Source organism: Lachnotalea glycerini, assembly GCF_003201285.1.
GTDB classification, from domain to species: domain Bacteria; phylum Bacillota; class Clostridia; order Lachnospirales; family Lachnospiraceae; genus Lachnotalea; species Lachnotalea glycerini.
The window spans coordinates 416,690-442,438 of the sequence record NZ_QICS01000002.1 but is presented as its reverse complement, the minus strand read 5'-3'; the positions used below and the strand labels follow the sequence as shown (position 1 = coordinate 442,438).

The following is a 25,749-nucleotide window of genomic DNA, read 5'->3' as shown; positions in this document are numbered from 1 at the left end:
CTACAAGGATTTAATTTTCTTTACTATTTTCTCAACTATTTCTACTCGGTTAAATGGGGTAATAATATAGTAACCATCTACATAATTGCTTATTTTTTCTGCTATGTCTGTAGAAATCTGCACTGCAAGCTCACTGGATTCCTCTCTTGTTTTTCCTTCATAGCGATTAATAATTTCTTGTGATACCTTAATTCCTGATATTTCATTGTTCATAAAACAGGCATTTCTATGGCTCACAATTGGAATAATTCCTCCAAAAAGCTTTGCCGATAATACTTCTCTTGCTCTTTTTAGATTCTCAAAGGCTTCTTCAGTTAGAATTGGCTGTGTAAATAACATAGAAACTCCATTGTCTATCTTTTTTTGCGCGTGCTTTAGTTGACTATCAAAATTCCTGGAATTAACATTTAAAGCTCCGGAAATACCAAATGGAGCGTCAAACACTGTTTCATTCAATTCACTGATATGCTTCGCAAGAATAGCAGAATTGAAATTGAATATTGTTTTAATCTCATCACGCATAGGTGAAGGAACGGGGTCTCCCGTAACAACAAGAACATTTTCAACTCCTTCTATACTCAGTCCCAGAAGCAATGCCTTAGTTGCATTAATGTTTCTGTCTCTGCAAGTCATATGTGGAATTGGCGTTATATCAAGCTCTCTTTTTAACTTACATGCTAACAAACTGCTGTCCACTCTAGCCCTAGCCAGAGGGCAATCTGCAATCGTGATTGCATCCACTCCATTATATTTTAATCGTTTTGCCCCCTCCATAAAGCCTGCTATTTCAGCTTTTGAGGGCGGGTCTAATTCAACCGCTATGATTTTTTGACCCAAACCGATTTTTTTTATCAAACCGTTTTCTTTGTCCGTTTCTGCATTCTCTTCTATTTCCTGCTTTTTATACTCAATACGTCTCGGCTTTTTAAAACCTGTCATCAGATCTACAGTTTTTCGCATATATTCAGGGGTTGTTCCACAGCAACCGCCTAGAATATTTACACCTAACTGCGCCATCTTATAAAGCGTTTCAGCAAAATAATCTGAACTGTTTTCGAATATGGTTCTGTTATTTCTAACCGTTGGATAGCCCGCATTTGGCATAATAGAAATATATTTTTGCACGGTTTTAAACTGCTTAATATACTCGTACAAATGATGTGCACCAGATACACAATTAAAACCAATTGCGTCAATCTCTTCAATTTCTTCCACTCTCTTAACTATATTCTTTCCAGATAAACCGATTCTGGTAAAACCATCTGGTGTTACTGCAAATTGTGTAATGATAAAGCTGTCCTTATTTTTATTCTTAATGTATTGGGATAATTCTGACAAATATTCATCACTGCCCAATGTCTCAAACAAGAAGTTCTTGATACCATTTTCTATAAAAACATCTACAATTTCCTTATATTCGCATAATGGACTTGCCCCTTCTCCTGCATAAGGAATCGGTCCCATATCACCAAAAATAAAAATTTCTCTGCCATCCGTAGCTTGAATCGCATTTTGTGCGCCTGCAGCAATCACCCTTTTAACTAACTCTAGATCTTTTTCCAGACTTATCGTATTTGCTGCAAAGGTATTCGTTTTTATCGCAACGCAGCCTGCTGCTATATATTTCCTATGTATTTCTATAATACGCTCACGATTATTAATATTGGCAAGCTCACATTTGCCTTCCTGCTGCTCACTATAATAGGTTCCCATTGCACCATCAAAGATTAATGGCTTATCTTTAATATATTCTCTTATCTTCATCCTACACACCTCTATTCAAAATCAATACTGCTCTTGTTGATACATAACTTACCTTTCTATACGAGCAATGATTAATAGTTGTTACCGTTATGTTATATTCTATGATTCAAAAAAAGAGAGCATATTACTACACCCTCTTTTATGCACAAGATGGGACTTGAACCCACACGATATTGCTACCACAGGCACCTGAAGCCTGCGCGTCTGCCAATTCCGCCACTTGTGCAAATACATTATACAAAAGCAGGAAAGTCTTGCAAATACATACAAGACCTCTTACTTTAATGCAGTTGACGGGACTTGAACCCGTACCCAGTTATCCCAGACTAGATCCTTAGTCTAGCGCGTATGCCAATTCCGCCACAACTGCCTGCTTTTCAGTTTCTGATACATCAAAACAGAAGAATTGAATTACTCTCTAATTTGTGCATCGAACATTTAGTATTATATAAAAGATAGAGTAATTTGTCAATCCTTAATTTATTATTTAAATATAAGTATGATCCTAAATTTATTTTTTAAATATAAGATTAATTCTCAATGACGAAAATGCCTTAAAGAAATAGGAGTGATTCTAAAGGAACCACTCTCATTTCTTTCAACCTATTCTTCTCTTTCATAATCTACATATTGGTTATACCATTTGCCTAGCAAAATTTTAATTGAAGCGGTAAGTGGAACGGCAACCAGCATTCCAAGTAGCCCACCGATATTACCTCCAATTATAATAGCAATCATAGTAAATACAGGATGCAGACCAACGCTGTCTCCAACTATCTTAGGTGCAATTAGATTATTATCTATCTGCTGCACAACCAACATTGCAATGACTGCCCATAAAACCATAATTGGCTCTCCACTTAACAATCCCATAACAGCTGCCAAAACTGTTCCAACCATAGGACCCACATATGGTATCATATTACAGATTCCTGATATAATACCGATTACAATTGCATAATCTACTCCAATAACTGCAAGGGCAATTGCAGATAGTCCCCCTACGATACATGCATCTAGTAATTGTCCCTTTATATAATTAGAAAATGTTTTGTTAACAATTTCACCACACTCTTTGACGCCTTTTCCTACTCTACTCTTTCTGAATATAAAATAGTAAATTTTATTCCACAGTTCTTTAAAGTACTCTATATCCTTTATCAAATATACACTTAATATGATAGATATGAAAAAGGATAAAATATTATTAGCAAAAGTTATAATTGAATTAGCAACATTGCCAATGCTTGACATAATATAGTCTTGCAGCGATGACAATACATTGGCTATGGTACTGTTTATATTTTCAGGTAATTGAATATTTAGGCTATCTAGCTTGCTTTCAATTGCCTGCGTTGAGAATTGGTTATTGTTCATATAATCGGTAATATAAAGTAATATATTGGATATTCTTGTATTTCTTGAAACTTGACCGCCAATCATAATATAAATACCATATAAAATAGCAATTACAATTCCTATAATAGCAATATATACCAGTGCAATACTAAACACTCTTCTGGTATTACTTTTCTTAAAGAACCTTTTTCTTTCTAAAAATTTTTCTATGCTTCTGGTAGCTGGATATAATAAATAAGCGATAATTAATCCAATTAGCAAGGGCTTTAATAAAGCCATAATAATTCCGATTATCTTAGTTACACCTTTTATTATAATTCCTATGTTTCCCATAATAGAAATAGCGATATAAATTGATAAGGCTGTTAAGGTTGCATAGACACAATATTTAAACAACTTTTCATCTCTATCTATCTTCATGTAATATCCTCCTATACTCTGCTTGATTTAATATACTTACATTTGTAAAACTTTCAATCTTAATAGATTTGTATATTAAAGTATTTTGATATTACTACAAAATTATTCCAAATGCAAACTTATTTAATTATTTCATTTATTTTTAAAAATAAAGAATAATTTTTTATAAATATATTTATTTTTTTATTAATATATATTTCTATATATTGACACAATTGACTTTTAGTGACAAAATATACTAATAGTGAAAGAAGGGAGTTGATACACTTTTATGGATACCATTAAAGAACTACAAAAAGCATTTATGCAAGACCGGGAAAAAGATTGGATTGATAAGGAGCGTAAATTAATGAACGACATCGTCAACTATACCTGCTCTCAAAATGGAACCAGTCCTATACAAGGTTATGAAGCCAGTGCTGTTCTTGCATTTCTTGATAAACCAGCTTCTGAAGTAAAAGACCTTTTACAAATCAATGACATGGATGAAAAGGATTTAGAAACTCTTATGTATGCTTTGGCACCTAAAGTAAAAAAATTCGGTAATTTTATGACTTAATTTGGTTTTATATGAAATTAAAAGGTTGTGCTTTTTTTGCCAAGACAAAACCCCTTGAAAAACTTCAAGGGGTTTTGATGTATGAAATGAAAGTATATTTATAATAATACGAAAAATAATTGATTAAATTAAAATCAATAATTATGATGAGTAACTAATAATCTCCCATCGTTAGTCACATGAAAACGAATATAACCTACGTCTTTATTACCTCTTGCCACAGACAACTCGATTGTATTCTGGTCATCATCATCCCAATACTCTGCTAAATAATTATATTCACTTGCGTTAACTTTGATGCTTTGTATATGAATATCATATATCTCAATTATATATGGTTTTCCATCTGGATCGTCGTTTTGTTTAATTCTAATCTTCCCATCTATAGCTGCATTACTACTTGTTGAGCTTGCATTATGTACTATTCTGTCCTTATTCGTAATATACCACCTGAAACTTTCTTCCCCAGCACCTTTGGCAAATACTGTAGAGCTTGACATTACAAACAGTAAGCATAATGCAATACAAAAGTGAGTCACTTTTTTATTCATTTGATTTCCCCCTTTTCAATTCCGTCTATTTTTAGTTTCAATTACAGTATATATATTTTGTCTATATAAGTCAACTTTTAAAATTGATAATATTTATTCATTAAAGATAAGTTCGTGTTTTAAAAGATAGTAGGAAGATTATACGATAGAAGAAGACCTTACAGATTGCCTTGTAATGAATATCCAAGTAGAACAAAAATTGTGTGACAGTGAATCAATTAATTTGTTGTCACTTTATGTGACTTTACATTGAAAGATACTAGCGTTAAAATATTTATGTAATAAATCAACTATAAAACAGATTATAAAATGGAGGGACACAAATGAAGAAATTAATAAGTGTTTTTATGTGTATTATGTTATTGATGGCAAATTCGTTTACAACGCAAGCGGCAACCACCAGCAAATGGTGGAGTACAGTTTTAAAGTGCTCATTCAATAATACAGATTCAGTAAGCGATTTATTTTATTGTGAAAAAGGAGCAATCACCTGTACTTATGAAATTATGCCTAGTACGGTAAGAAATATAACGGAAGCAACCTTTATTCTGCAGGAAAGAGACGATAAAAATAGTTTTATATGGAATGATGTTGAATCGGTAACAATCAATATCAGTTATCCGACAACAAAGGGATCTGTAATATTTAACAAAAGTAAGAAAAAAATAAATAAGACATGTAGAGTAATTTTCCGGGTTGATAAGCCAGTTAGCGCCGGCTATTCAACTATTAGCTATTATGGTAAATATATAGTTTAAAAATAGGCTAACAACTAAGTTGATTATTACGATAACAGCGCCTTAAATTGAAATTGATTTCAATTTGGGGTGCTTTTTAAATTGATAGAAGAGACCTTTCTATGGTAACGTGCAAAGTTGCTGATTCCTAAAAATAATGAACAATGCATACCTCTCGAAAATTACTTTTTTTATACTATTTTGAAAATAAAAAACCCTTGAAAACACTAGGTTTCCAAGGACTCCAATTTACACTAAGCCAATTTTGATTTAGCAAGCTCTGCTAAGGTTGCGAAACCTTCAGCATCATTGATTGCCATATCGGATAGCATTTTTCTATTCATTTCAACACCAGCTAATTTTAAACCATACATAAATTTACTGTATGATAATCCGTTGATTCTAGCTGCTGCATTGATTCTGGCAATCCATAACTGTCTGAATTGTCTCTTTCTTTCCTTTCTTCCAGCATATGAGCTTGTTAATGCTCTCATAACTGACTGTTTAGCTACTCTATACTGTTTTGATCTAGCTCCTCTATATCCTTTAGCTAGCTTTAATACTCTATTATGCTTTTTCTTAGCGTTCATTCCGCCTTTAATTCTTGCCATTTGTCGATTTCCTCCTTTACTCTATTTAAATCCTATAAATAAGGTAAGATTTTTTTCATATTTTTTACATTAGTAGCATCAGTTATAACAGCTTTTCTAAGATTTCTTTTTCTCTTTTGAGATTTTTTAGTTAAAATATGACTCTTGTATGCTTTCATTCTTTTTAATTTTCCAGTACCTGTTTTTTTGAAACGTTTAGCTGCTGCTCTACTAGTTTTTATTTTTGGCATAATATTTCCTCCTTAATAATTGTCATAATTAATTATCTATCTTATTGCCACTAAGTGACGATAATTCTTTACTTTAAAAATATCTATCTTAACGTTTTTCAGTCAGGAACATCATAATGCTTCTACCCTCAAGTTTAGCAGGCTTTTCAACAACCGCGATATCTGATAGTTGTTCTGCAAAATCATCCAAAATATGCCTGCTTGCATTCATATGAGCCATTTCACGTCCTCTAAAACGCAAGGTCACTTTTACTTTGTCACCTTTTTCAATAAATTTTCTAGCTGCATTTACTTTTGTCTTTAAATCGTTTCCATCAATATTAGGAGACAAACGTACTTCCTTAATGTCTATGGTCTTTTGTTTCTTTTTTGCTTCTTTTTCTTTTCTAGCTAATTCATATCTGTACTTACCATAGTCAATAATCTTGCATACTGGTGGTTTTGCTGTAGGCGCTATTTTGACTAAATCAAGCTCTGCTTCCTTTGCCAGCTTTAGAGCATCCTTTGCTGACATAACTCCTAATTGTTCTCCGTCTTCCCCGATCAAACGAATTTCCTTATCTCTGATCTGTTCGTTAATCATTAATTCGCTAATAACTGTGCACCTCCATGAATTTGCAACAGACAAATGCCGTTGACATTTACGTTTCTATTTATTATAAAGCTTTTATTATACAACCAGCTGTTGATAGAAAAACAAACTAGTTATTGCAACCTTAGTCAAATATACCTATATGCGTTAAAAGGACTCTTTGTATACATAAAAAGTGAATAACTGCATAGTTATCCACCTTAATTATCCATTAATACACAACATTAATTTCCAAATATGAACCATTAGTCACTCAAGTGCTAAGGTGAGAGCGGATACTCTGCTTTCTTTTATTTCACAACATCTAATACTCTAACATACTTATAAAATTATGTCAATAGAATAATATTATTTTTCATCTCTCAATTCAATAATATTCTTTTTGTTAATAGAATTCAAAGAGATTATTTCTCTTTGCTTCTTGGCTATGTAATATTCCACCATTTTATTTATATTTTGAAACTTGCAACCATATAAAAATCTATTATTGTTCCATTCCTGCTTTCTTACAAGTTTTCCTATCAAATTAAACCTCGTATCATTATCTGTATCTATAAAAACGATATGTACCTCTTCATTTAAGTCTTCCAAATTTTTCTCCGTTGTAAAAGAAAAACCGCTTCCGCTGATATCATGTACCACTACGTTTAAAGTTCCTTTATTAAATCCAACCCGGGCAGTTCCCGTATATCCCATATCAATTCGAAATCTGCCTCTTCTGTTAACCTGCAAGCCGCCCCTTTTTGATGTAATCATATGAAATACTTCTTTTTTGTATTTCACTGCTTTAATTGTACATTCTCTCCATAGTATAGGCTGCGTTCCATCTATATCTGCAGTGACATTTATCATAAGATTTCCGGCGTTAAAATCAATCATTTTATCATCCTGCCTAATCGGGGCAATAAACACCCCTTCATGAGCTGTAAGCTTAACCTGTGTTTCATAAAACAACTTACTACCCTTAAAGGATACTTCGATTTGCAATTTTGTATTTTCTGCTAAATCAACCAGTTTCATAAATGGTCTTCTCCTTTTCTTCCCTCCTACAATAGTACTGTATTTGATATTTAACGTTATTATATCATGTCTTACTTTCTAATTATAGTAATTTAGCTTTATTGCAGGCCACTATTTTTCCTTTGTATATCTGATAAGGTTCAATTTCAATTCCAAACTCTTTCTTATATTTATTGATCAATACAAGCTCTTGTTTTGTTACAATAAGAACACTCAGACCTTGTTCTTGATTTCTGCCAGTCCGACCAGCCCGATGAAGATAATCATTTTGATTTTCAGGAATACTGATATGATAAATTGCACTTACGCCTTCAAAATGCAGACCTCTGGCAGCTATATCAGTAGCGATAAGATATTGAAGACGATTATTTTTAAAATCATCAATTACCTTTTTTCTATCCTTTTTTATATTGGCACCATGAATGCATTCTGCATTATAATGATGGTATTGAAGCTTTTGAGTTAATTCCTCAATATCAGACTGCTTATTGACAAATATCATAGCTTTCTCTGGTTTCATACTGCTTGCCAGTTTACGAAGCATTTCAAGCTTATCTCGTCTTTCAACCACAAAATAAATATGCTTTATATTTGTGGGTATAGAAGTTTTTTTATTACTTGCTAATTGAATGATAAGAGGATCCTTAAGAATTTTTTGTCCCTCTTGGATTGCTTCATTTGACATGCTGGCAGAAAACATTACTATTTTCGTATCTCTCATACAGCATTTTAATACGGCCTTTACACCATCTATGTTATTCTTATCAAGCATTTTATCTGCTTCATCAATTACAATTGTTCGAATTGTATGTGCAGTAATTTTCCTCTTTTTGATTAATTCGATTATTCTGCCTGTTGTGCCGATGACTATCTGCGGCTTTTCCTTTAAACTTTCTATCTGCCTGCTTATATTAACATCACCAACTATTGCAGCTGCCTGTATTGGATATCCTGAATTTTTAGACAGAGACTGCACCTGTCTTTTTACCTGCATGGCCAGTTCATGTGTAGGAACAAGAATCAGTGCCTGCATCCCTTTTTCTATTGGCACTAGCTTCTTATAGATTGGAAGCAAATAGGCCAGTGTTTTCCCCGAACCTGTTTCAGACTGCACAATTAAGTCCTTATTTTCATCCGATTCAAATACCGCCTGCTGCACTTCGTTAGCCTTTATTATCTTTTCTTTATTTAATGCATTTATCATTGCTTCATCTAATCCAAACTCTCTAAAATCCATTCTTTCCTCCACGCAATTTGATACCTGCCTCAAAAAGGACTTAGCCACTTTCATATTTATGAATGAATCAAGTGGACAAAGCCCTTTTCCTGTAATTAATACTCAGTCAGCTAAAAAATTGTTCCAATTATTTACCACAACATTTCTTATACTTCTTACCGCTTCCACATGGACATGGATCATTTCTTCCTACCTTATGTCCTTTTACAATTGTACCGGAAGCCTTTTGTGTTTTATATAATTCTTTTCGCTTTTCAGGTGTTAAAAGTACCTCCCATTCTGGAAGATCATATAACCATTCTGCTTTCGCCTCAACCATGTTATAATATAACTTTTCACAATCATAATCAAGACTGACTTTCGTATCTTCGGTCATCTCTTCAATCGCATTCTCTGTTTTTAAACTTTCATTAATACCATCTAAAAATCCAACCATTGTCATGATATCTGTATTAAATTTTTCAGCTAACTCCTTCACTGTTCCTTCTACAACCTCAGATGGATTTGCTAAAATCTGTTTGTAAATCCCCTGCTCTATTTTAAAATATGCTCCCCATAACTGGTCGCTTTCCTGTTTGCTCATATTCTGTGAATATGCTGTTTCTCTCCAAGTTTGTAATAATCCCATTTCTATACCATCCTTTGTTCCTTAATGTTTTAAGATAGGTATAGTATATTATACTTTGAATAATTTTTCAAAGTATTTTTTGTTTTTATAGTTAAAATGTTAAATTACTGATGCTTTTTATGTTTTGATTTAAATATTGCCTTATTTTCATACATCCTTTGATCTGCTATTATATATGCCTCGTAAATGTCCTTCATTATTTTAGTTTGATAGATACAATATCCGTGTGCAATTGCAATTTTTATCATAAAATTTATGCTTATTTCATGAATCATCTCATCCAATCTGATAAGCTGCTTCTCAATTACCTCAGCGGTTGCTTCCTCATATACAACACAAAATTCATCGCCTCCTGTTCGAAAGGTTCTTCCAAAAGAAGTAAAGCATCCATCAATGGTTTGTGCCACTTTCGTAATCATATCATCACCAAGTGCATGTCCATATTCATCATTAATCATTTTTAAGTTATTAATATCAATCACAATAACAGCAGTATTTTCAATACATTTTACACGATTTAGTTCTCTTTGAAAAACAAAGCGATTGTATATACCTGTCATGGGATCATGCTTAAATTGCAATTCTCTGAGAAAAATGTAATATAGTAACAAGGACATACTAATACTTGACCAGATCAGAAGCCATTCAGGAAATAACAACTGCAATGCTGTTCCTGCAATAATCAGCGAATAAAGTGAATATAAAAATCGTCTTTCGTCCTTATCATATTGGTTATAATTCGCGAAATCAGAATATACCAGCATTCCAAAACATATAAGCATACAAATTGGATATATTTCAAAATAAGTTCCTCGTATATATTCATTATTTTCTGATATATAAAATAGCCATCCAGTCTTCCAGGTTGTTAAGGATAGAATAAATATAATAATAAATGGCGTATAAATCCACTTATTATGCTTTACTTTTTTTTCATTATGTAAAAAATATAAATACATCGGTGCCAAGGGGCTGATAGAAAAACCAACTATATTTAATAACATGTGAATTATATAATATCTTGAGTCAGCGTGTCCAAGAATTGTATCAAAAATCTCAAGTATTAATACCAAGCAAACGATGCAGGCTGATTTGAGATAATATTTTGTTTTGTAAGTATTGATTAACATATTTTTTTGGGTTAAATAAATTGTAAAAAGTAACGCAGATATTGCAAATATATCTGTACTTATTGTCACTGGTATCTTCAAAATTGGCAACTCCTTTTGATATTGATTTTGAGTCCACAAATATATTTTAAATAATATAAATCATAATGATTATATCACATTCATACTTTTTGGCAATAAGTTCCATTTATAATTAAAAATATTTTGGTTTTTATGTATAAGATTCAAATTTTGAGCAATAATATTAATAATCTTATTGATACAAACATCAAAAGATTATTGCGTATGCTCTAGGTGATTATCAAATCCCCCTTTGTTAATCATCACACCAAAGAAAAAGAAATACTTATCCTCCCCTTTTGTACCTCCTCACTGGCAAAGGCGTCAGTGGGGAGGTATTTGTTTGCCCATTTATAGGGGATTAGACAAGTATTTCAATTTTTTATTACTCTCAAAACGATTCTTTTTACTCACTTTTCAGGTGTTGCCAACTGTTGTAAATTCTTACTTGGTGCAAAATGACCTGTACTAAAATCAACATAATTAACAACTACTACTATCTGACATTTTTTTGTTATTGGTGCTTTCTTTCTTAGCTTGTCTATATAGCTCTTTAATGTTGGAATACAAGCTTATTGAAATTACTGAAATTAAGAATGAAAAAGAACAAAATGTATTAATTTTAATAGCAAAAGCACTAGGAAAATCTAGACTTTATGATTTGTTTGAGAAATCAAAAATAGTGGAGGAAATGTCACAAGATGATATATATTCTTTATCTAAATGCAATTTTGAAGATTTTTTCAATAGTCATGATATGCAAGATATAGATAAACAAAATAAATATTTTATTCTGTATTTCCATATTATCTTCATAATTATTCTTGCACTTATAATAGGTATTCAATGTAGTACTCTTATTCTTATGCCCTACATTTGCCGAAACCTGTGCTAGTTTCATGTCATTGTCAAGACAGGTTGTAACATAGCTTCTTCTACACGTATGAGTGGATTTATATGTTACTCCTGCATAGTTACAAAATTTCTGTAAAGATACGCATAAGGTACTTTCCTTTACCATCTTCCCATATGGTTATCTCTCGCCCTGATAGTAGTGTTTTAAAGTATTTGATCTGTTAAACAATCCAATATTTTATCATCGCAAATATTTAAAGTAAAGATTTGCTTTGTTTCATAGCCGTATAGCCCTTTTATAATAACTTCGAAAGAAAAGATACAATAATCATCTTCATAATATCTTATCAACATACTTTCTTTTAATTTATTTTGCATATTATTAAAAGTATCAATTGGCAAAAATTCAAATTTATTAACAAAATTAAATTCACTATTTGGTTCTGTTTTAATTAAGCATTCATTTGTTTCTCTAAATGAAAATTCTACAATGGGAACATCTGTTATATTATCAAACACAAGACAAAGATTTAGATGACCTCTGTGTTCTCCACACTCTGTTTCTTCAAGATTAAGCTTTATATATGCCTTTTTGTTTATTTCTTCTATATTTAATAATCTTTCACTTAATTCATTGGCTTTCCCAGACTGCTGTATAGCGAAATATGTCAAATACGAAGTAGCTATGCAGGATAACACTATCCCATAATAAGATAAAATTTCACCTGCTCCATCATTCCACGTTGTAATAAACAAATTACTTGGAGCTGGTATTTTATATATAATATGTATTAATAACGGTACTCCAATCAGTGCAAATAAAACTGATATTAGCAGATTGTTTTTAATCCAGTCAATAAGTTTTTTCAAAATATAAATCTCCTTTGTAATACACAATAATTATTAAATGTTCTTAGTTTAAGTAAAATTATTCTATCAAGACGCAATCCACTTTGCATTTATTAGGTCATGTCAAATAACCTTCTAACACAACCTAATAAAGAAATTATCTGCTCTAAATATTAATAATTAATCATCCAAGTTTATATAGTCCTTGTATTATATCAGTCTTTGATAACGCTCTCATTTGTTGCCCTCCACCACATTACTTAAAGTCATAGCTCTTCCGATACTATCCTCTTGCTTGAAATTTTAGTCCTCATATTTAGCTCCGTATTCCAACCTTGCCTGTTTTGAGTACTTTGAAACAAACTCTGTCTTTGCATCCGTATACCCATCTCGATTATGTTCGTATTCCTTCCATAAACTTAATTTTAATTGCTCATACTCTTGTGCAACATAGGAATGTTCATTTAGATAATCTCTGAAATATAGCTCATTGTTATCGCCCATATATCTCAAATGTATATGAAATACCTTTTCTGCAAAGCCATATTCAGTGTATCCTTTATTTAAAGATATTTTGTTCTCACTTTGGCTCATACAAATATAGCCATTCTGGGTCAGAATCTCTTTTATATTATTTATATCACTATCTTTAGGGCATTCTAAAAGAATGTCAATAATAGGTTTTGCCCATATTTTATCTATTGCCGTACTTCCAATGTGGCTTATTCTCATAACCTGCTCTTTGGGGAATACACTATTTAATATCTTTTCTTCTTCCTTATACCACTCTTTCCAGTGATTTTGATGTTTGGTTAAATAAATTGGAAATAACTCCCATAGTTCTTCGATATTCATTTCTGAAAGCTTTTTTAGCATATAGGTATCTCCTTATCTATATTCATTCCTTATAGTTAGTCCTTCTTAACATTGTCTCTAGTGCTGATGTAATTGCAATAATTCCTCCACCTGCAAAAATCCACATAACAAAATCTGGAATTGGCCAGCAACGTATTACAAATACAAATCCAATCATCATTGCTACAGCTTCAAGTATAATACCAATTTTAGATCCTTTATTTATTTGCATCATACATACCTCTTTCATATTATCAAAAAGCAGACCCCAATTATGGAATCTGCATAAAGTTCTACTAAATTATTTTTTATCCCCTTTGCAACATTTCCCTTGTTACCATTTTATTACTTTTCAAGTTATCATACAAGAAAATAAGATAATAACCTAAAGTGTTGGATACCTTCACTTATGTAGATAGTTATTGATATCTGCCTCTAAAGTTCTTTACAGTAAAAATCGTGGTATCCATGGTCATTATTAGCTTTGTTCTCTTTTTCTTCTTTAAAAACCATAGTTTTTTCTATGAAAAGAAATAAAACTTCTATCCCAATCAGAAATATCTTTCTAAAAAATATGATGATATTCATAATCATGGTTTATAATTCAAACAACAGGCATGACGACTGGTTATTTAATGATTCCGCTACACAAATTCTTTTAAAAGAAACTCCCTGTTATAAAATAGGCAATCTGATTATGAGCAACAAAGGCTGGAATTTCTATAGGAACCTAACTGAATAACTTTACAAGTAAAATTTATTCTTATTATATTACTTTATAACTTTCCTTTAACTTTTCAAGTTCAATCCTTTTTTTATAATCAGCTCTCTCACCAAACTTTACCTCAAAATTATCAACACCAATAGGTACTAACAAATATGAAATATCTTCTATTTCCTTGCCTTTACTACTTCGTAAAATTTCAATGATTCTTGTTTCATATTCATCATAAAAATCCGATATTACTGTACTAGATACATTTGATAAATTTAAGTATTCATGATTTACCATTGAATCTGGAATTTTGCCTGAATACTCTACATCTGTTAATATAAACTCAACTATAATATCCGTACAATAATTTTGTGAAGTGGTAATATAATTTGACTTTGTATTACTGATACTAAAGCCATATTCGCCAATTAACTCATTTATATGAGTATGCTTCCACTTTTACTTCTCCCTCTTATCTTTTTGATAAATACTCTCTAATAAAGTTTTAAACTCGCTAAATTCAGGAACAATATCATAAACCTGTACTCATATACAATATCTGTATTACTGAAAATATTTACCCTTGGATAATGATGCACTAAATTTTTCGGTTAATACAAGTCGTAGAATTTTATCATCCATAAATCTTGGATTACCTCTGCCATCTCTATTATTAGTGGCTATGTAAACAGAACCGTCATTTCCTCTGACTACATCTCTTAGACGTCCATACTCTCTATACAACCAACCCTCTGCTGAAGCTTCTTTATTTCCTTCTTCCGTTTCAAATATTGTAATTACCAACAATTGTTCTCCTCTAAGGTTAGCAACCATCAGTTTCCCTTTCCACGGGCCTTGATTAGCAAAATCCATTCCGGAAGGTGCCCAAGTAATCTCACCACTTTGTAGTAGTGGCATTTGTATACTGATTGCGTCTTGTGTTTTATCTCCCTGCACATTCGGCCATCCATAATTTCCACCGGGAACAATAACGTTAATCTCATCATTCGCATTTGTTCCATGCTCACTTGCATAAAGTATTCCATTTGTATCCCAAGCAAGTCCCTGCGGATTTCGGAAGCCATAGCTGTATACCGGTGAATTAGAAAATGGATTGTCTAGCGGAATGCTACCGTCTACATTAATTCTTAGAATTTTTCCTGCCATACTTGTTAAATCTTGAGCAAGCTCAGGAACCTCGGCATCACCTGTTGTAATGTATAACTTGCCATCCGGTCCGATTTTTATTCTTCCTCCGTTGTGCGTACGCCCACCAGGTATCTTATCTAATAAAACCTGATTAAAAATAAGCTCATGATTCGTTCTTACCAGTCTGGCGATTGCATTATTTAATCTTCCTTGATCTCGATAAGTATACATCACATATAAATATCCATTATTCTCAAAATCCTCATCTAGTGCTATCCCCATAAGCCCACCTTCGCTGGTGCTTTGAAAGGGATAATCAAACGTATAAAGAGGTTTGTTATAAAGCTCCCCCTCTTCTATTATCCAAATATTACCAATTCTCTCAGTAAAATAAATATCATTTCTATTATCAACTGCTAAGGCCCATGGTATATTTAAATTGTTTGCAACTACTTCTATTTCGTATGGAAATTCATTTACTTGTGCTTTTTCAATTCCTACATCCATCGTACTTTTACGTGGAGTATTTAAATTAGACATTACTTGACAAGCCAGTAATGTAAATAATAAATGATACATCCTATTCCTCTTTTTTAATCTTTAGTATCATTTTATTATATTTCTTTCCTTTTCATTCTTTTAATTTAATAGCTATGAAGACTAAAGTATATCATAAGTTAATTAGCTGTTTTAACATAGATACCACAATACAATCTAGCTTCACATTCATTGCAGCAAACTTACTATTCCAAAAGTTATCTTTCGTATTTCTCTTCACAATATTTGCAACGATACACTTCTTTTTCTGTATCTGTCAATAAGAAAACCTGCTCAAGCTCCTGCTCAATTGAAGTAATGCAGCGCGGATTTTTGCAACGTATTACATTTACAATTTGTTTTGGAAGTTTTAGCTCCTTTTTATCAACGATGGAGGCATCTTTTATGATATTTACTGTAATGTTATGGTCTATGAATCCAAGAATATCCAAATCCAGCATATCAATGCTACATTCAACCTTAAGTATATCTTTTTTACCCATCTTATTACTACGTGCATTTTTAATAATAGCTACACAACAGTCTAGCTTGTCCAGTTGAAGATTATGATATATTTCCATACTCTTTCCTGCTTGAATATGATCAAGCACAAAACCTTCATTAATACTTCCTACATTTAGCATATTTTCTCCTTTTCAAATTGACTTAGATTTATGTCACTTTTATTTAATGACTTAATTTATGCATCAACACTGATCTCTAATAAAATCAAAATAAGTGCCATTCTTGCATAAACACCATATTGAACTTGTCTGAAATAAGCTGCTCTTGTATCGTTATCCACTTCTACAGATATTTCATTTACTCTGGGCAGTGGATGAAGCACAAGCATATCTTCTCTTGCAAGCTCCATTTTCTTAGCATCCAATATATAACGATCCTTTAGTCTTACGTAATCCTCTTCATTGAAAAAGCGTTCTCTTTGAACTCGTGTCATATAAAGTAAATCCAATTCAGGCATTACCTCTTCCAGACGTTCTACCTCCTTGAATTTGATATTGTTTTGAATTAATACATCTTCTCTAATATAGTCCGGTATTTTAAGCTCTTCCGGTGATATTAGTACAAAGGTTATATCTTCATAACGAACCAATGCATTGATTAGGGAATGAACGGTTCGTCCAAATTTAAGATCTCCGCAAAGTCCAATCGTCAAGCCTGAAAGCCGCCCTTTAAGGGAACGTATGGTAAGCAAATCTGTGATTGTCTGTGTTGGGTGCTGATGCCCGCCGTCTCCGGCATTAATAACAGGAATAGACGATTTGGACGCGGCTACTACTGGAGCACCTTCTTTCGGGTGTCTCATTGCACAAATATCTGCATAGCAAGAAATCATCCTGATTGTATCTGATACACTTTCTCCTTTAGACGCAGAGCTTGAAGCAGCAGAGGAAAATCCCAACACATTGCCACCCAAATTCATCATAGCCGCTTCAAAGCTAAGACGAGTTCTGGTACTAGGTTCATAAAATAAGGTAGCCAGTTTTTTACCCTCGCAGGCGCGTTTATATTTTTCAGGATATTTTTCAATATCATTAGCTAAATCAAGTAAGTAATCTAACTCCTCAACAGTAAAATCTAATGGACTCATTAAATGTCTCATTCCTCTTCCTCCTATTTGTACTCGATCAGCTCATTCACTGATTTTCTTTTTGGTGCAATCGGATGTTCCTTTTCATATCCAATCGCAATTAGTGCCCCCACTTCTCTATCTTGTGGTAGATTAATTATCTTTGCGATCTCCACTGCATCAAAAATCCCCATAATAACAGACGAAATTCCCAACTCATGAGCCGCAAGACAAAAGGTTTGACTAGCTACACCGACGTCAAACATTTGCCAGCCCTCTCCTTTTTTCGTAGTAAATGAACCATCTCGCTCATAGCCGCTTCGATTTTTAATATAGGTAACTACAACAAGTGTTTTTGCATCTGCAATGATTATTCTATTATGCTCATTAGCATATTCCATAATTCTTTGTTTTATTTTATCATCTTCAATTACTACGTAACGGGAAATTTGAGTATTCTTCCAAGAAGGGGAAAAAGAAGCTGCATCGACGATTTGTTCAAGAATTTTGTGACTAACTGTTAGATCTGTAAATTTGCGGACACTCCTTCGGGATTTAATACATTCAATTGTATTCATCATGAATTCCTCCTATATAAAATATTTTGTTTGTACTACATCTTAAAACTTCTTGTATTATTCTATACTAAACCTTATACAAATTCAACTACTAGTAAAATAAATTACTATTAATTAATCTAATATAAAAAGAAATTCCTAACTTATAGGTACTCTAAACATGTTTATTGAATATATCTGCTATGAATGGGAAAAATGTAATTAAGCTATTTCATTACTTGAAACAAGGAGTTTTTATTTTGAAAAAGAATTTTATTATTTGCGGAATTTTTGGCTGGTGCATAGAAATCTTATGGACTGCCTTTGAAAAATTTAGAAGGCGCGATATGAAACTTATAGGAAATACCTCCATATGGATGTTTCCTATTTACGGCATGGCGTCCTTGTTTGCTCCCATTTATCGTTTTATTCGAAATGACAATATTTTAGTACGTGGTATTGTTTATATGATGTCTATTTTTACAGCAGAATATGCAACTGGCTATCTTTTATGCAAACACAACATGTGCCCTTGGGATTATAGCCGATGCAAATATAATATCAAGGGATTGATACGACTTGATTATGCTCCTCTTTGGTTCTTTATTGGTTTGATTTTTGAAAAAATAGTCAATTTAAAGGAGCATTGACATTAAAACACAAAATAAGAGAGCATCTCTTGAGTCATACCTGACTGTTGAGACGCTCTCTTTCATTATAATATTACAATGATTAATATACTAGTTACTTAAAAATCTTCTGGCACGAATCGGTGTCCTATAATACATATTGGATATCTTTATTCCTGTTCTTGCAGAGCTTGCATGAATAACTTGTCCACCGCCGATATACATAGCAACGTGGTTAACCGATCCTCCATTACCATAGAATACTAAATCTCCCGGTAAAACATTACCTAATTCAACTGCTGAACCCATAGTAGACTGTGAAGCCGATGAATGTGGCAGTGATACTCCATATTTAGAAAGAATTGATAAAACAAAGCCTGAACAATCAGCACCATTTGTTAAACTCGTTCCACCCCAAACATATGGGTTACCTAAAAACTGTTTCGCATATTGAACAACAGATACACGGACATCGGACACTCCTTCACCATATTTTAATTCTGTAATTGTTACAGCCTTTGGAAGCTCATAAGAAATATTAACATAATCTTTTGAAATATATCCTTCATCTGAATCGACCGTAACTTTTACCCACTCACCATTATCCTCTAATACTTCCAATTCTTCTTCGATTGGAATTAATGTAAGAACCTTTGCTTCTGTACTTGGCTCCATACGAACCTTTAGAGTTGTTGTATTTACGGTAGCCATAACTGTCTTAACTTCTTCAGCCTTTGCATTCGCTTCTTCACCTGTTAATAGATATTCAGCCTTAACATAACCGGTTACCTTACCTGATTTAATCTGATACCATTGACCATCCTCTGATACCTCTAAAACCTCGCTGCCTGCATTCTTTGGCAATTTACCAACAATCTCTGCATCTTCACTTGGCTCTTCCCTGATATTTAAGTATGTATCAACATTAGCCACTCCTAAATTTGTATATCCACTAACAACTGATTCCACTGTTTTTTCTTCTTTACTGGATTCTTCCTCTTCCGGTACGGTTAAGGATGCAATTTCTGTGGCTACAGAATCTCCATCCTGTGCACTTACATAATATTTATCTAAAGCAACTGTTATTCCAGCAGTTGGCGTACTACTCAACGCATTTGCATATGCTTCCAGACTATACCCATTTACTAACACTGCACTTAAAACGCATACACTGGCTGCCTTAATCACTATTTTCTTCATTAGAAACCTCCGATATACTCTTATTTGATTTATGGGAATTAAAATCACATGACTATTAAACTTTATCTATATAAGCATCATTTAAAAATAGATTACTTCTAGTTGTTACATAATTGTTAAATATATTACAGGCTTATTATAACAATATTATATACGATTGTCAATAAAGTATTTCTTGAGTTTCACTTCAATATTTCTTGAGTTTCTCTTCAGTATTTCTTGAGTTTCTCTTCAGTTTGTTTTACCTGTTTCTAAGTGAAATTATGATTGTTTCCTGATTTTCTCTGATATAGTTTCCCATTCTTCAACTGTAACTTCATCTATCCCACTAGCACCTTTATTGGCTACCTTTTTATAGGCACGGTTTAGATTTTCCTTTGTTAATGCCTGATAGAGTAGGCGATTACCGTGACCGGACTTACACCTGCAGGCATGGTCCAGCTTCGCTGGACACACGCACACATAAAAAAGCACCACTTTATGAAAGTAAAGAGGCGCTTCTTCATGCATATATATTTTAATATTTTCGTTTTATTGTGACTGCCAATCAGCAGGGTAAACAAAATATGCATATCTTGCTGTCGATTTTGTTTGAAAATGTATATGGCTTCCCTTCGGAATATAAATAATATCGTTCGGATGTCCGATTACAACACGTCCATCAATCTCAATTTCTAATTCTCCGTCTATCACCATATCATACTCATCATAAGTTAGTGTCCATTCAAAACTGGTATGATCCAATTCCATAATTCCGGCACCCATTCTTGGAGCCTCCTCAAGCGTAACCACATCCTTTAGCTTAACTCCTGGTGTGTCACTAAAAGGTTCACATTTAATCTTATCTGACTTTATTAGAATGATTCCGCTTGGATCCTTTTCCTTTTCTTCACTGGATTGGTATTTATCTGCAAGAGATTCCTTTAATACCGTTTCCACTATTTGTTTGATCATTTCTTCACTTATATTCATTGTCCTACTCTCCTTTTTACTACTTATTCTTCTGTCTTGGTTGATTGAATTTTTGAAAGAAGCATTGGAGCAAGAGCATTAGCCAAAATAAGCGCAGTAATACCAGCTACCAGTTTACCTAAAACAACTGGGAATATCATCTCTGAATTCACTCCTGCCGTAAAGCCTAAGTGATCACCAAACACGAAAGCAGCCGATACAGCAAATGCTACATTTAATAATTTTCCTTTTGGATTCATATCTCCCATAATATTAAACATCGCAATATTATTTGCAAGGTTGGCAACCAGTCCTGCTGAACCATTCTCATCCATACCAAGCGCTGAGCCCACTTTTTTCAATGCGCCACCGAAAGTATTTGTAATCCATTTTACCATAGGAAACGCTCCGATTAATACAATAGCGATCTGTCCACATACTAATAGACCTGACTCTAAAGGAATTACGCCGTCTGCATTTTCTTCCACCATAATATTCATCAACGGAAACTTAATACCTGTTTGGTACTCAAATACAGCAATTGCTGTAAATATTGTAATCAATACAGTAACTCCGGTACCGAATTTATTAAATCCATTAATCATCTTCTGTGGTGCAAACCAAAGTCCTGCTACAATAAGAGCTGCTATGATAATAACAGGAATCAAGTTGACTAATATTGTACCAAAACCAATTTTGTATTGTGTCATATTCATTGCAAGACCACCTACGATACATCCAATTGGAATCGTAATCATACCTGCAAGAATACCTGCACCTAGAAATGGTCTGTCTTCCTTTTTAATTATAGAAAGAGCTACCGGAATCGTAAAAACAATTGTAGGACCCATCATAGTTCCTAATATTAATCCGGAAAAATTTCCAATAGACTCATTAGCTGCCAACTGCATAGCCAGTGGATATCCACCCATATCACAGGCTAAAAGTGTGGTTGCAAACATTGAAGAATCCGCACCAACTAAATTATAAATAGGTACGATAATAGGTTTTAACACAATAGCAAGAACTGGTGCTGCTGCTACTACACCCGCCATTGCAATAGCCAAAGGACCCATCGCATTAAATCCTTCATCAAACTGTTCTCCATATCCTTTTTTGTTACCGCGAATCTTATCTACTGCTCCTACAATCATAAAAATCATCATAATAAATATGATTACCTTATTGATGGAAAGACTAGATATCCAATCACTAAAGCTATCCGTAAAAACACTAATATTTGTAATATTATCAATTAATTCTTGGAACATATATTTTCCTCCTGCTTTTCATTAATTAAGCTACTATCAATATCACTTCCATCTACAATACCGACAACAGTAGCATCCACTGGTATTTCCGAGTCTCCGGCAGCTTTTCTGGCAGAACTTCCACCAGCAATAATAACAATTTCTCCCCGTCCTGCTCCAATGATATCTGCTACAATTATCGGACTGCTGTTCGTTGAACCGTCCACAATATTTATGGGCTGGACAATAAGCAACTTAAGTCCTGAAAGTTTCTGCTCTTTCTTGGTAGACCAGACATTGCCTATTACTATACCGATTTTCATAGGCTTAACCCCGCATTTCCTGAACAGCATTCACTTCTTTGAATTTCTATATTTCTTTTTCTCGCATATTCCTTAGCCAGGTCACTTAGAATACTTTTTTTAGAAATACATATAAAAACCGCACCGTTTTCATATGCTCTTTCAATATCCTTCTCTGTAATAATTTTTTTGTCAATTACCACCGGCTTTTCTGATGTAACTTTCGCTTTTGCAGGATTAACCTGCTCAGTTATCTTTTTAGCATCTGCATCCCTTTGTTCTAGGATATTCAAAAGCTGATCATGATCTACAAATGAAATACCAGATTCCTGTAAAAAGCTTATTTTATCAAGCATCATTTTATAGTAAGCCTTTGGCGCACTATCTTTATATTGATAAATTACAACTTCTTGTTTAGGAATATAAATCTTTTTTCCAGTTAGGATTGCCTGAGATGCCAGATTCAGAAACGGTGAATCAAAAATTCCTCCACACAACTTGCCTAATAAGGTATTCGTTAAGTTGCATAGAATAACTGCCTGATACTCGTTAAGATCCAAATCATAATTTTTAGTAAGTGCACATTCCATCTGATAATACTTTAACAATTCAGGATTTTCCAATATTTCATGACATCCCTCTTGATGCTCGGGGGACAGAATTAAAATTTTTTCCTTATTGTCTTTTTCATCTGCATTAAGCGGTTCTTGACTGTCTTTCATTGCTTCTAGTACACGTTTCAATATCTCATCTACTAATGCTTCGTCCATTTGGCCGCCTCCTCTTTGTTAAATTTTACAATTCATTGCAATACCAGCAGGTGTAACAAGGAATGGATTGTCTGCCTTTACCGTTCTGATACCGACCTTTTTCTCAATAACTTCTTCCATTCCCGTCAAGCAGCAGGTACCTCCGCATAGATAAATGGTATCAATCTCATCCTTATTCACATACTGATTAATAATAACAGCCATTTTCTCTATGACAGGTTTTACTACCGGAAAGATTTCCTTATGCCTTTTATAATCCTGCTTGATTGCTTCTGCCTCATTAAAACTAACGTGATAATTCCCTGCAATTACCAAAGATACATGTGTTCCACCTGTGGCTTCATCTTCAATCCTTGTTACTTTTCCATTCTGGAAGATAGCAAGACCAGTGGTACCTCCCCCGATGTCAACTACCACTCCATCCTGAATCTGATAGATGGAATTAGCTGCAGTGGGTTCGTCCAACACATTGGTTACTTCAAAACCTGCACCTTCCGCTACATACTGATGAGTGCGGATACTGCTTTCAGTTCCTGCCGGCATCGCAATGGCACAAGAAATAAGTTCACAACCAAGACGCGCTTCTAGTTTTTCTTTTAAATTTCGAACAATCGTAAGTGCACCTGGATAATCCACTACCACACCATCTCGAAGTACGCTTGCTGCCTGTTTTTCACAGGCAACCGGATTATTTTCTTCATCCAAAACTACAATAACAATATATGCTGTTCCAAGATCAAGTCCAACCTTTAATTTATTTCCTATTGGTTTATTCGTTGTTGTCTCTGATTTCTCTACCATTGCCATGTAAGCATTCACTTGTTCCAAATCCATTCTGCTATCTCCTTCAAAATCTATTTCTTCCACAAAATCTGCCCTAGTGTAAATCCACTTACAGCGGCAGCATTTGCTTCATCAAAATCAATATGCATACGAAATCTTGCCATATCACTGATTCGTATAATTACGTCTTTGAAAATTACAGGACGCCCACTAAATATCTGGACGCTTACCCTCTGCTTATCTTTAAATCCCAGCGTTTTTGCAAGATCCGTAGGTACATGCACATGTTTGTGTGCGATGATTACTCCCTGCTTTATCTCAATAGATGCACATGGTCCTTCAATTACGATTGAACCTGAGCCTTCTACATCTCCAGACTCTCTTAGTGGAGCTTTTACTCCCAAATCAACGCAATCATTTTTGGATAATTCAACCTGTGTATCTCCTCTTACCGGTCCCAAAACTGCTATTCTTTCTTTTCTTCCTTTAGGACCAATAAGATTAACTCTTTCCTCAGATAAAAATTGTCCAATTTGTGATAAATCTCTCTTTGGTGTCAGCATTGCCTTATCGCCAAACAAAATTTCCAAATCATGTTGGGATAAATGAACATGCCTTGCAGAAACCTCTACCTCGACAAGTCCCATTTTGGGAATGGAGTCCAATACGGCCTCAATTATTTTTTCCAATTCATCTGCCTCCCGTTTATTTGTACAAACCTGCCAGATACATACACATCATAATATGTATGGCACTAGACAGTCGATTCAATTCTTCTATAATATCACTTCTGGTACACTTAGCACCTTCAAGAAATGCAGTAGTTCCAGCAACCTCTGTTTCTCTGATTGCTGTTCTTAGATGATTTAAAATTGCATAGGTTTTACCCATTGTATAATCAGGCATCATCATTTGTTTGATATTGAAAAATTTCTGTGGATCGTGAGAGCGTGCTCTAAGCTGCTCATGATCCAGACCTATAACAGAATGATTTTCAAATTTAATATCCAAAACATCACAGCGCATGATTTCCATTAGCACTCTCTTAATATCATTTAAATCCTCTATAATTTTTCTACTTCCCTGGTCTTCTGCAAGCATTGCCTGTGACAAAATAACCAAGGCCTGAAGGCTATCCAACTTACCTCTAAAATAGATACGGGGATGATTTTTTGCTACCAATACATTTCCTGATAATTGGGTCATGTGCTCGGGCTTTTCCAGATAAAAAGCACCTGTCTCATAGTCAGTATATTTAGGGATTTGTACCTTTTGTTCTGGTACTGTTGCCTTTTCCTCTTCTTTTACTGGATTCTGACTTTTTTGTCCAAGCATTTCTTTTTCTTCTTTTGTTCCGATTTTAATCCTGCGCTGGTGCAAATATTCACGCGCAGCCGGTGAGAGCAGTTTTCCTTCTTCTACATAGTAGATTTCCGGCTCCTTTGCCTTAAGTTCTTCCCGAATGATTGCTTCTGTTATCACCTTCAAATGCGCCACCTCCTAATTGAAGCTGCTGCTATACAAAAACACTCAATATGCCTTTGTATGCAGCTACGGCTTCCGGAATTTTACTTATTCACCAGCTTTTGGTAAAATTACCTGTACTTCTTCATGAGGTCTTGGAATTACATGAATAGATACTAACTCGCCTACGCGTTCAGCTGCTGCAGCACCTGCATCTACAGATGCTTTAACTGCACCAACATCACCGCGTACCATAACGGTTACTAAACCGCCACCAACGTGTTCTTTTCCTATTAAAGTTACATTTGCTGCCTTAACCATTGCATCTGCTGCCTCAATTGATGCTACTAAACCTCTTGTTTCAATCATTCCTAACGCTTGTTGCATTGCCATA

General features: G+C 33.7%; 31 protein-coding genes and 2 tRNA genes. 3 read left to right on the top strand and 30 right to left on the bottom strand.

Features of this window, described 5'->3' with window-relative positions:
* From C8E03_RS06430 to C8E03_RS06415, 4 genes are all read right to left on the bottom strand, one after another.
* Positions 1 to 1,764 carry a bifunctional homocysteine S-methyltransferase/methylenetetrahydrofolate reductase gene (locus C8E03_RS06430; protein WP_110290571.1) on the bottom strand — a complete coding sequence of 588 codons (1,764 nt, stop codon included), beginning with the start codon at positions 1,762 to 1,764 and terminating at the stop codon, positions 1 to 3.
* Between the two features lie 142 nt (positions 1,765 to 1,906).
* Positions 1,907 to 1,990, bottom strand: a tRNA-Leu gene (locus C8E03_RS06425).
* A 59-nt stretch (positions 1,991 to 2,049) separates the two neighbouring features.
* Positions 2,050 to 2,134 (bottom strand) — tRNA-Leu (locus C8E03_RS06420).
* 233 nt (positions 2,135 to 2,367) lie between these two features.
* Complete coding sequence (locus C8E03_RS06415; protein WP_094379466.1) at positions 2,368 to 3,543, bottom strand: AI-2E family transporter; 1,176 nt, start codon at positions 3,541 to 3,543, stop codon at positions 2,368 to 2,370.
* A 271-nt stretch (positions 3,544 to 3,814) separates the two neighbouring features.
* Between C8E03_RS06415 and C8E03_RS06410 the strand changes: the two genes are divergently transcribed.
* On the top strand, positions 3,815 to 4,102 hold the full coding sequence (locus C8E03_RS06410) for a hypothetical protein (RefSeq protein ID WP_094379468.1): 288 nt from the start codon (positions 3,815 to 3,817) through the stop codon (positions 4,100 to 4,102).
* A 134-nt stretch (positions 4,103 to 4,236) separates the two neighbouring features.
* Here C8E03_RS06410 and C8E03_RS06405 read toward each other — a convergent pair whose 3' ends face one another.
* Positions 4,237 to 4,653 carry a hypothetical protein gene (locus tag C8E03_RS06405; protein WP_094379470.1) on the bottom strand — a complete coding sequence of 139 codons (417 nt, stop codon included), beginning with the start codon at positions 4,651 to 4,653 and terminating at the stop codon, positions 4,237 to 4,239.
* A 323-nt stretch (positions 4,654 to 4,976) separates the two neighbouring features.
* Between C8E03_RS06405 and C8E03_RS06400 the strand changes: the two genes are divergently transcribed.
* Complete coding sequence (locus tag C8E03_RS06400; RefSeq protein WP_094379472.1) at positions 4,977 to 5,411, top strand: hypothetical protein; 435 nt, start codon at positions 4,977 to 4,979, stop codon at positions 5,409 to 5,411.
* A gap of 233 nt (positions 5,412 to 5,644) precedes the next feature.
* Here the strand turns inward: C8E03_RS06400 and rplT are convergent, their stop codons facing one another.
* From rplT to C8E03_RS06320, 15 genes are all read right to left on the bottom strand, one after another.
* The gene (gene rplT, locus C8E03_RS06395) at positions 5,645 to 6,001 is read right to left on the bottom strand and encodes a 50S ribosomal protein L20 (protein ID WP_094379474.1); all 357 of its coding nucleotides are present in this window, start codon (positions 5,999 to 6,001) and stop codon (positions 5,645 to 5,647) included.
* A gap of 32 nt (positions 6,002 to 6,033) precedes the next feature.
* Positions 6,034 to 6,231, bottom strand: coding sequence for a 50S ribosomal protein L35 (gene rpmI / locus C8E03_RS06390; RefSeq protein ID WP_094379476.1), 198 nt, complete (start codon positions 6,229 to 6,231; stop codon positions 6,034 to 6,036).
* Between the two features lie 88 nt (positions 6,232 to 6,319).
* Positions 6,320 to 6,814: a translation initiation factor IF-3 gene (infC, locus tag C8E03_RS06385; protein ID WP_094379478.1), complete on the bottom strand. Its 495-nt coding sequence runs from the start codon at positions 6,812 to 6,814 to the stop codon at positions 6,320 to 6,322.
* A gap of 357 nt (positions 6,815 to 7,171) precedes the next feature.
* Complete coding sequence (locus C8E03_RS06380) at positions 7,172 to 7,843, bottom strand: PilZ domain-containing protein (protein WP_094379480.1); 672 nt, start codon at positions 7,841 to 7,843, stop codon at positions 7,172 to 7,174.
* 82 nt (positions 7,844 to 7,925) lie between these two features.
* Positions 7,926 to 9,080, bottom strand: coding sequence for a DEAD/DEAH box helicase (locus tag C8E03_RS06375; protein WP_094379482.1), 1,155 nt, complete (start codon positions 9,078 to 9,080; stop codon positions 7,926 to 7,928).
* A gap of 127 nt (positions 9,081 to 9,207) precedes the next feature.
* Positions 9,208 to 9,708, bottom strand: a complete 501-nt coding sequence (locus tag C8E03_RS06370) for an SEC-C metal-binding domain-containing protein (protein ID WP_094379484.1) — start codon at positions 9,706 to 9,708, stop codon at positions 9,208 to 9,210.
* A gap of 104 nt (positions 9,709 to 9,812) precedes the next feature.
* On the bottom strand, positions 9,813 to 10,919 hold the full coding sequence (locus C8E03_RS06365; protein ID WP_094379486.1) for a GGDEF domain-containing protein: 1,107 nt from the start codon (positions 10,917 to 10,919) through the stop codon (positions 9,813 to 9,815).
* A gap of 1,038 nt (positions 10,920 to 11,957) precedes the next feature.
* Positions 11,958 to 12,623: a hypothetical protein gene (locus C8E03_RS06355; RefSeq protein WP_110290569.1), complete on the bottom strand. Its 666-nt coding sequence runs from the start codon at positions 12,621 to 12,623 to the stop codon at positions 11,958 to 11,960.
* Positions 12,624 to 12,905: 282 nt separating this feature from the next.
* A complete protein-coding gene (locus C8E03_RS06350) occupies positions 12,906 to 13,478 on the bottom strand; it encodes a GrpB family protein (RefSeq protein WP_110290568.1) in 573 nt (190 codons plus the stop codon).
* Positions 13,479 to 13,500: 22 nt separating this feature from the next.
* Entirely contained in the window at positions 13,501 to 13,692 is a 192-nt protein-coding gene (locus C8E03_RS06345) for a hypothetical protein (protein WP_110290567.1), read from the bottom strand.
* Between the two features lie 531 nt (positions 13,693 to 14,223).
* Complete coding sequence (locus C8E03_RS06340) at positions 14,224 to 14,469, bottom strand: hypothetical protein (RefSeq protein ID WP_110290566.1); 246 nt, start codon at positions 14,467 to 14,469, stop codon at positions 14,224 to 14,226.
* A gap of 267 nt (positions 14,470 to 14,736) precedes the next feature.
* On the bottom strand, positions 14,737 to 15,900 hold the full coding sequence (locus tag C8E03_RS06335) for a PQQ-dependent sugar dehydrogenase (protein ID WP_242993419.1): 1,164 nt from the start codon (positions 15,898 to 15,900) through the stop codon (positions 14,737 to 14,739).
* 176 nt (positions 15,901 to 16,076) lie between these two features.
* A complete protein-coding gene (locus C8E03_RS06330; protein ID WP_110290565.1) occupies positions 16,077 to 16,502 on the bottom strand; it encodes an aspartate carbamoyltransferase regulatory subunit in 426 nt (141 codons plus the stop codon).
* Between the two features lie 56 nt (positions 16,503 to 16,558).
* On the bottom strand, positions 16,559 to 17,482 hold the full coding sequence (gene pyrB, locus C8E03_RS06325) for an aspartate carbamoyltransferase (protein ID WP_094379492.1): 924 nt from the start codon (positions 17,480 to 17,482) through the stop codon (positions 16,559 to 16,561).
* An 11-nt stretch (positions 17,483 to 17,493) separates the two neighbouring features.
* Positions 17,494 to 18,027 carry a nitroreductase family protein gene (locus C8E03_RS06320; RefSeq protein ID WP_094379873.1) on the bottom strand — a complete coding sequence of 178 codons (534 nt, stop codon included), beginning with the start codon at positions 18,025 to 18,027 and terminating at the stop codon, positions 17,494 to 17,496.
* A 239-nt stretch (positions 18,028 to 18,266) separates the two neighbouring features.
* On the opposite strand from C8E03_RS06320, the gene C8E03_RS06315 reads away from it, so the two are divergent.
* Positions 18,267 to 18,656 (top strand): putative ABC transporter permease, encoded by a 390-nt coding sequence (locus tag C8E03_RS06315; RefSeq protein WP_330410712.1) that lies wholly within the window; start codon positions 18,267 to 18,269, stop codon positions 18,654 to 18,656.
* A gap of 90 nt (positions 18,657 to 18,746) precedes the next feature.
* Here the strand turns inward: C8E03_RS06315 and C8E03_RS06310 are convergent, their stop codons facing one another.
* From C8E03_RS06310 to C8E03_RS06265, 10 genes are all read right to left on the bottom strand, one after another.
* On the bottom strand, positions 18,747 to 19,835 hold the full coding sequence (locus C8E03_RS06310; protein WP_110290564.1) for a C40 family peptidase: 1,089 nt from the start codon (positions 19,833 to 19,835) through the stop codon (positions 18,747 to 18,749).
* A gap of 261 nt (positions 19,836 to 20,096) precedes the next feature.
* Entirely contained in the window at positions 20,097 to 20,297 is a 201-nt protein-coding gene (locus C8E03_RS06305; protein ID WP_242993438.1) for a hypothetical protein, read from the bottom strand.
* 69 nt (positions 20,298 to 20,366) lie between these two features.
* On the bottom strand, positions 20,367 to 20,807 hold the full coding sequence (locus C8E03_RS06300; RefSeq protein ID WP_094379496.1) for a cupin domain-containing protein: 441 nt from the start codon (positions 20,805 to 20,807) through the stop codon (positions 20,367 to 20,369).
* A gap of 23 nt (positions 20,808 to 20,830) precedes the next feature.
* The gene (locus tag C8E03_RS06295) at positions 20,831 to 22,057 is read right to left on the bottom strand and encodes an ethanolamine utilization protein EutH (RefSeq protein ID WP_094379498.1); all 1,227 of its coding nucleotides are present in this window, start codon (positions 22,055 to 22,057) and stop codon (positions 20,831 to 20,833) included.
* On the bottom strand, positions 22,042 to 22,359 hold the full coding sequence (locus C8E03_RS06290; RefSeq protein WP_094379500.1) for a EutN/CcmL family microcompartment protein: 318 nt from the start codon (positions 22,357 to 22,359) through the stop codon (positions 22,042 to 22,044). Before C8E03_RS06290 ends, C8E03_RS06295 begins: the two co-directional genes overlap by 16 nt.
* On the bottom strand, positions 22,356 to 23,108 hold the full coding sequence (locus C8E03_RS06285; RefSeq protein WP_110290563.1) for a hypothetical protein: 753 nt from the start codon (positions 23,106 to 23,108) through the stop codon (positions 22,356 to 22,358). The genes C8E03_RS06290 and C8E03_RS06285 overlap by 4 nt, the downstream gene beginning before the upstream one ends.
* Before the next feature lie 18 nt (positions 23,109 to 23,126).
* Positions 23,127 to 23,942: an ethanolamine utilization protein EutJ gene (eutJ, locus tag C8E03_RS06280; RefSeq protein ID WP_094379504.1), complete on the bottom strand. Its 816-nt coding sequence runs from the start codon at positions 23,940 to 23,942 to the stop codon at positions 23,127 to 23,129.
* Between the two features lie 20 nt (positions 23,943 to 23,962).
* Entirely contained in the window at positions 23,963 to 24,580 is a 618-nt protein-coding gene (gene pduL, locus C8E03_RS06275; protein ID WP_094379505.1) for a phosphate propanoyltransferase, read from the bottom strand.
* Between the two features lie 16 nt (positions 24,581 to 24,596).
* Entirely contained in the window at positions 24,597 to 25,373 is a 777-nt protein-coding gene (locus tag C8E03_RS06270) for an ATP-binding protein (protein WP_242993435.1), read from the bottom strand.
* A gap of 90 nt (positions 25,374 to 25,463) precedes the next feature.
* Positions 25,464 to 25,748: a BMC domain-containing protein gene (locus C8E03_RS06265; RefSeq protein WP_094379509.1), complete on the bottom strand. Its 285-nt coding sequence runs from the start codon at positions 25,746 to 25,748 to the stop codon at positions 25,464 to 25,466.
* Position 25,749 lies beyond the last annotated feature (1 nt).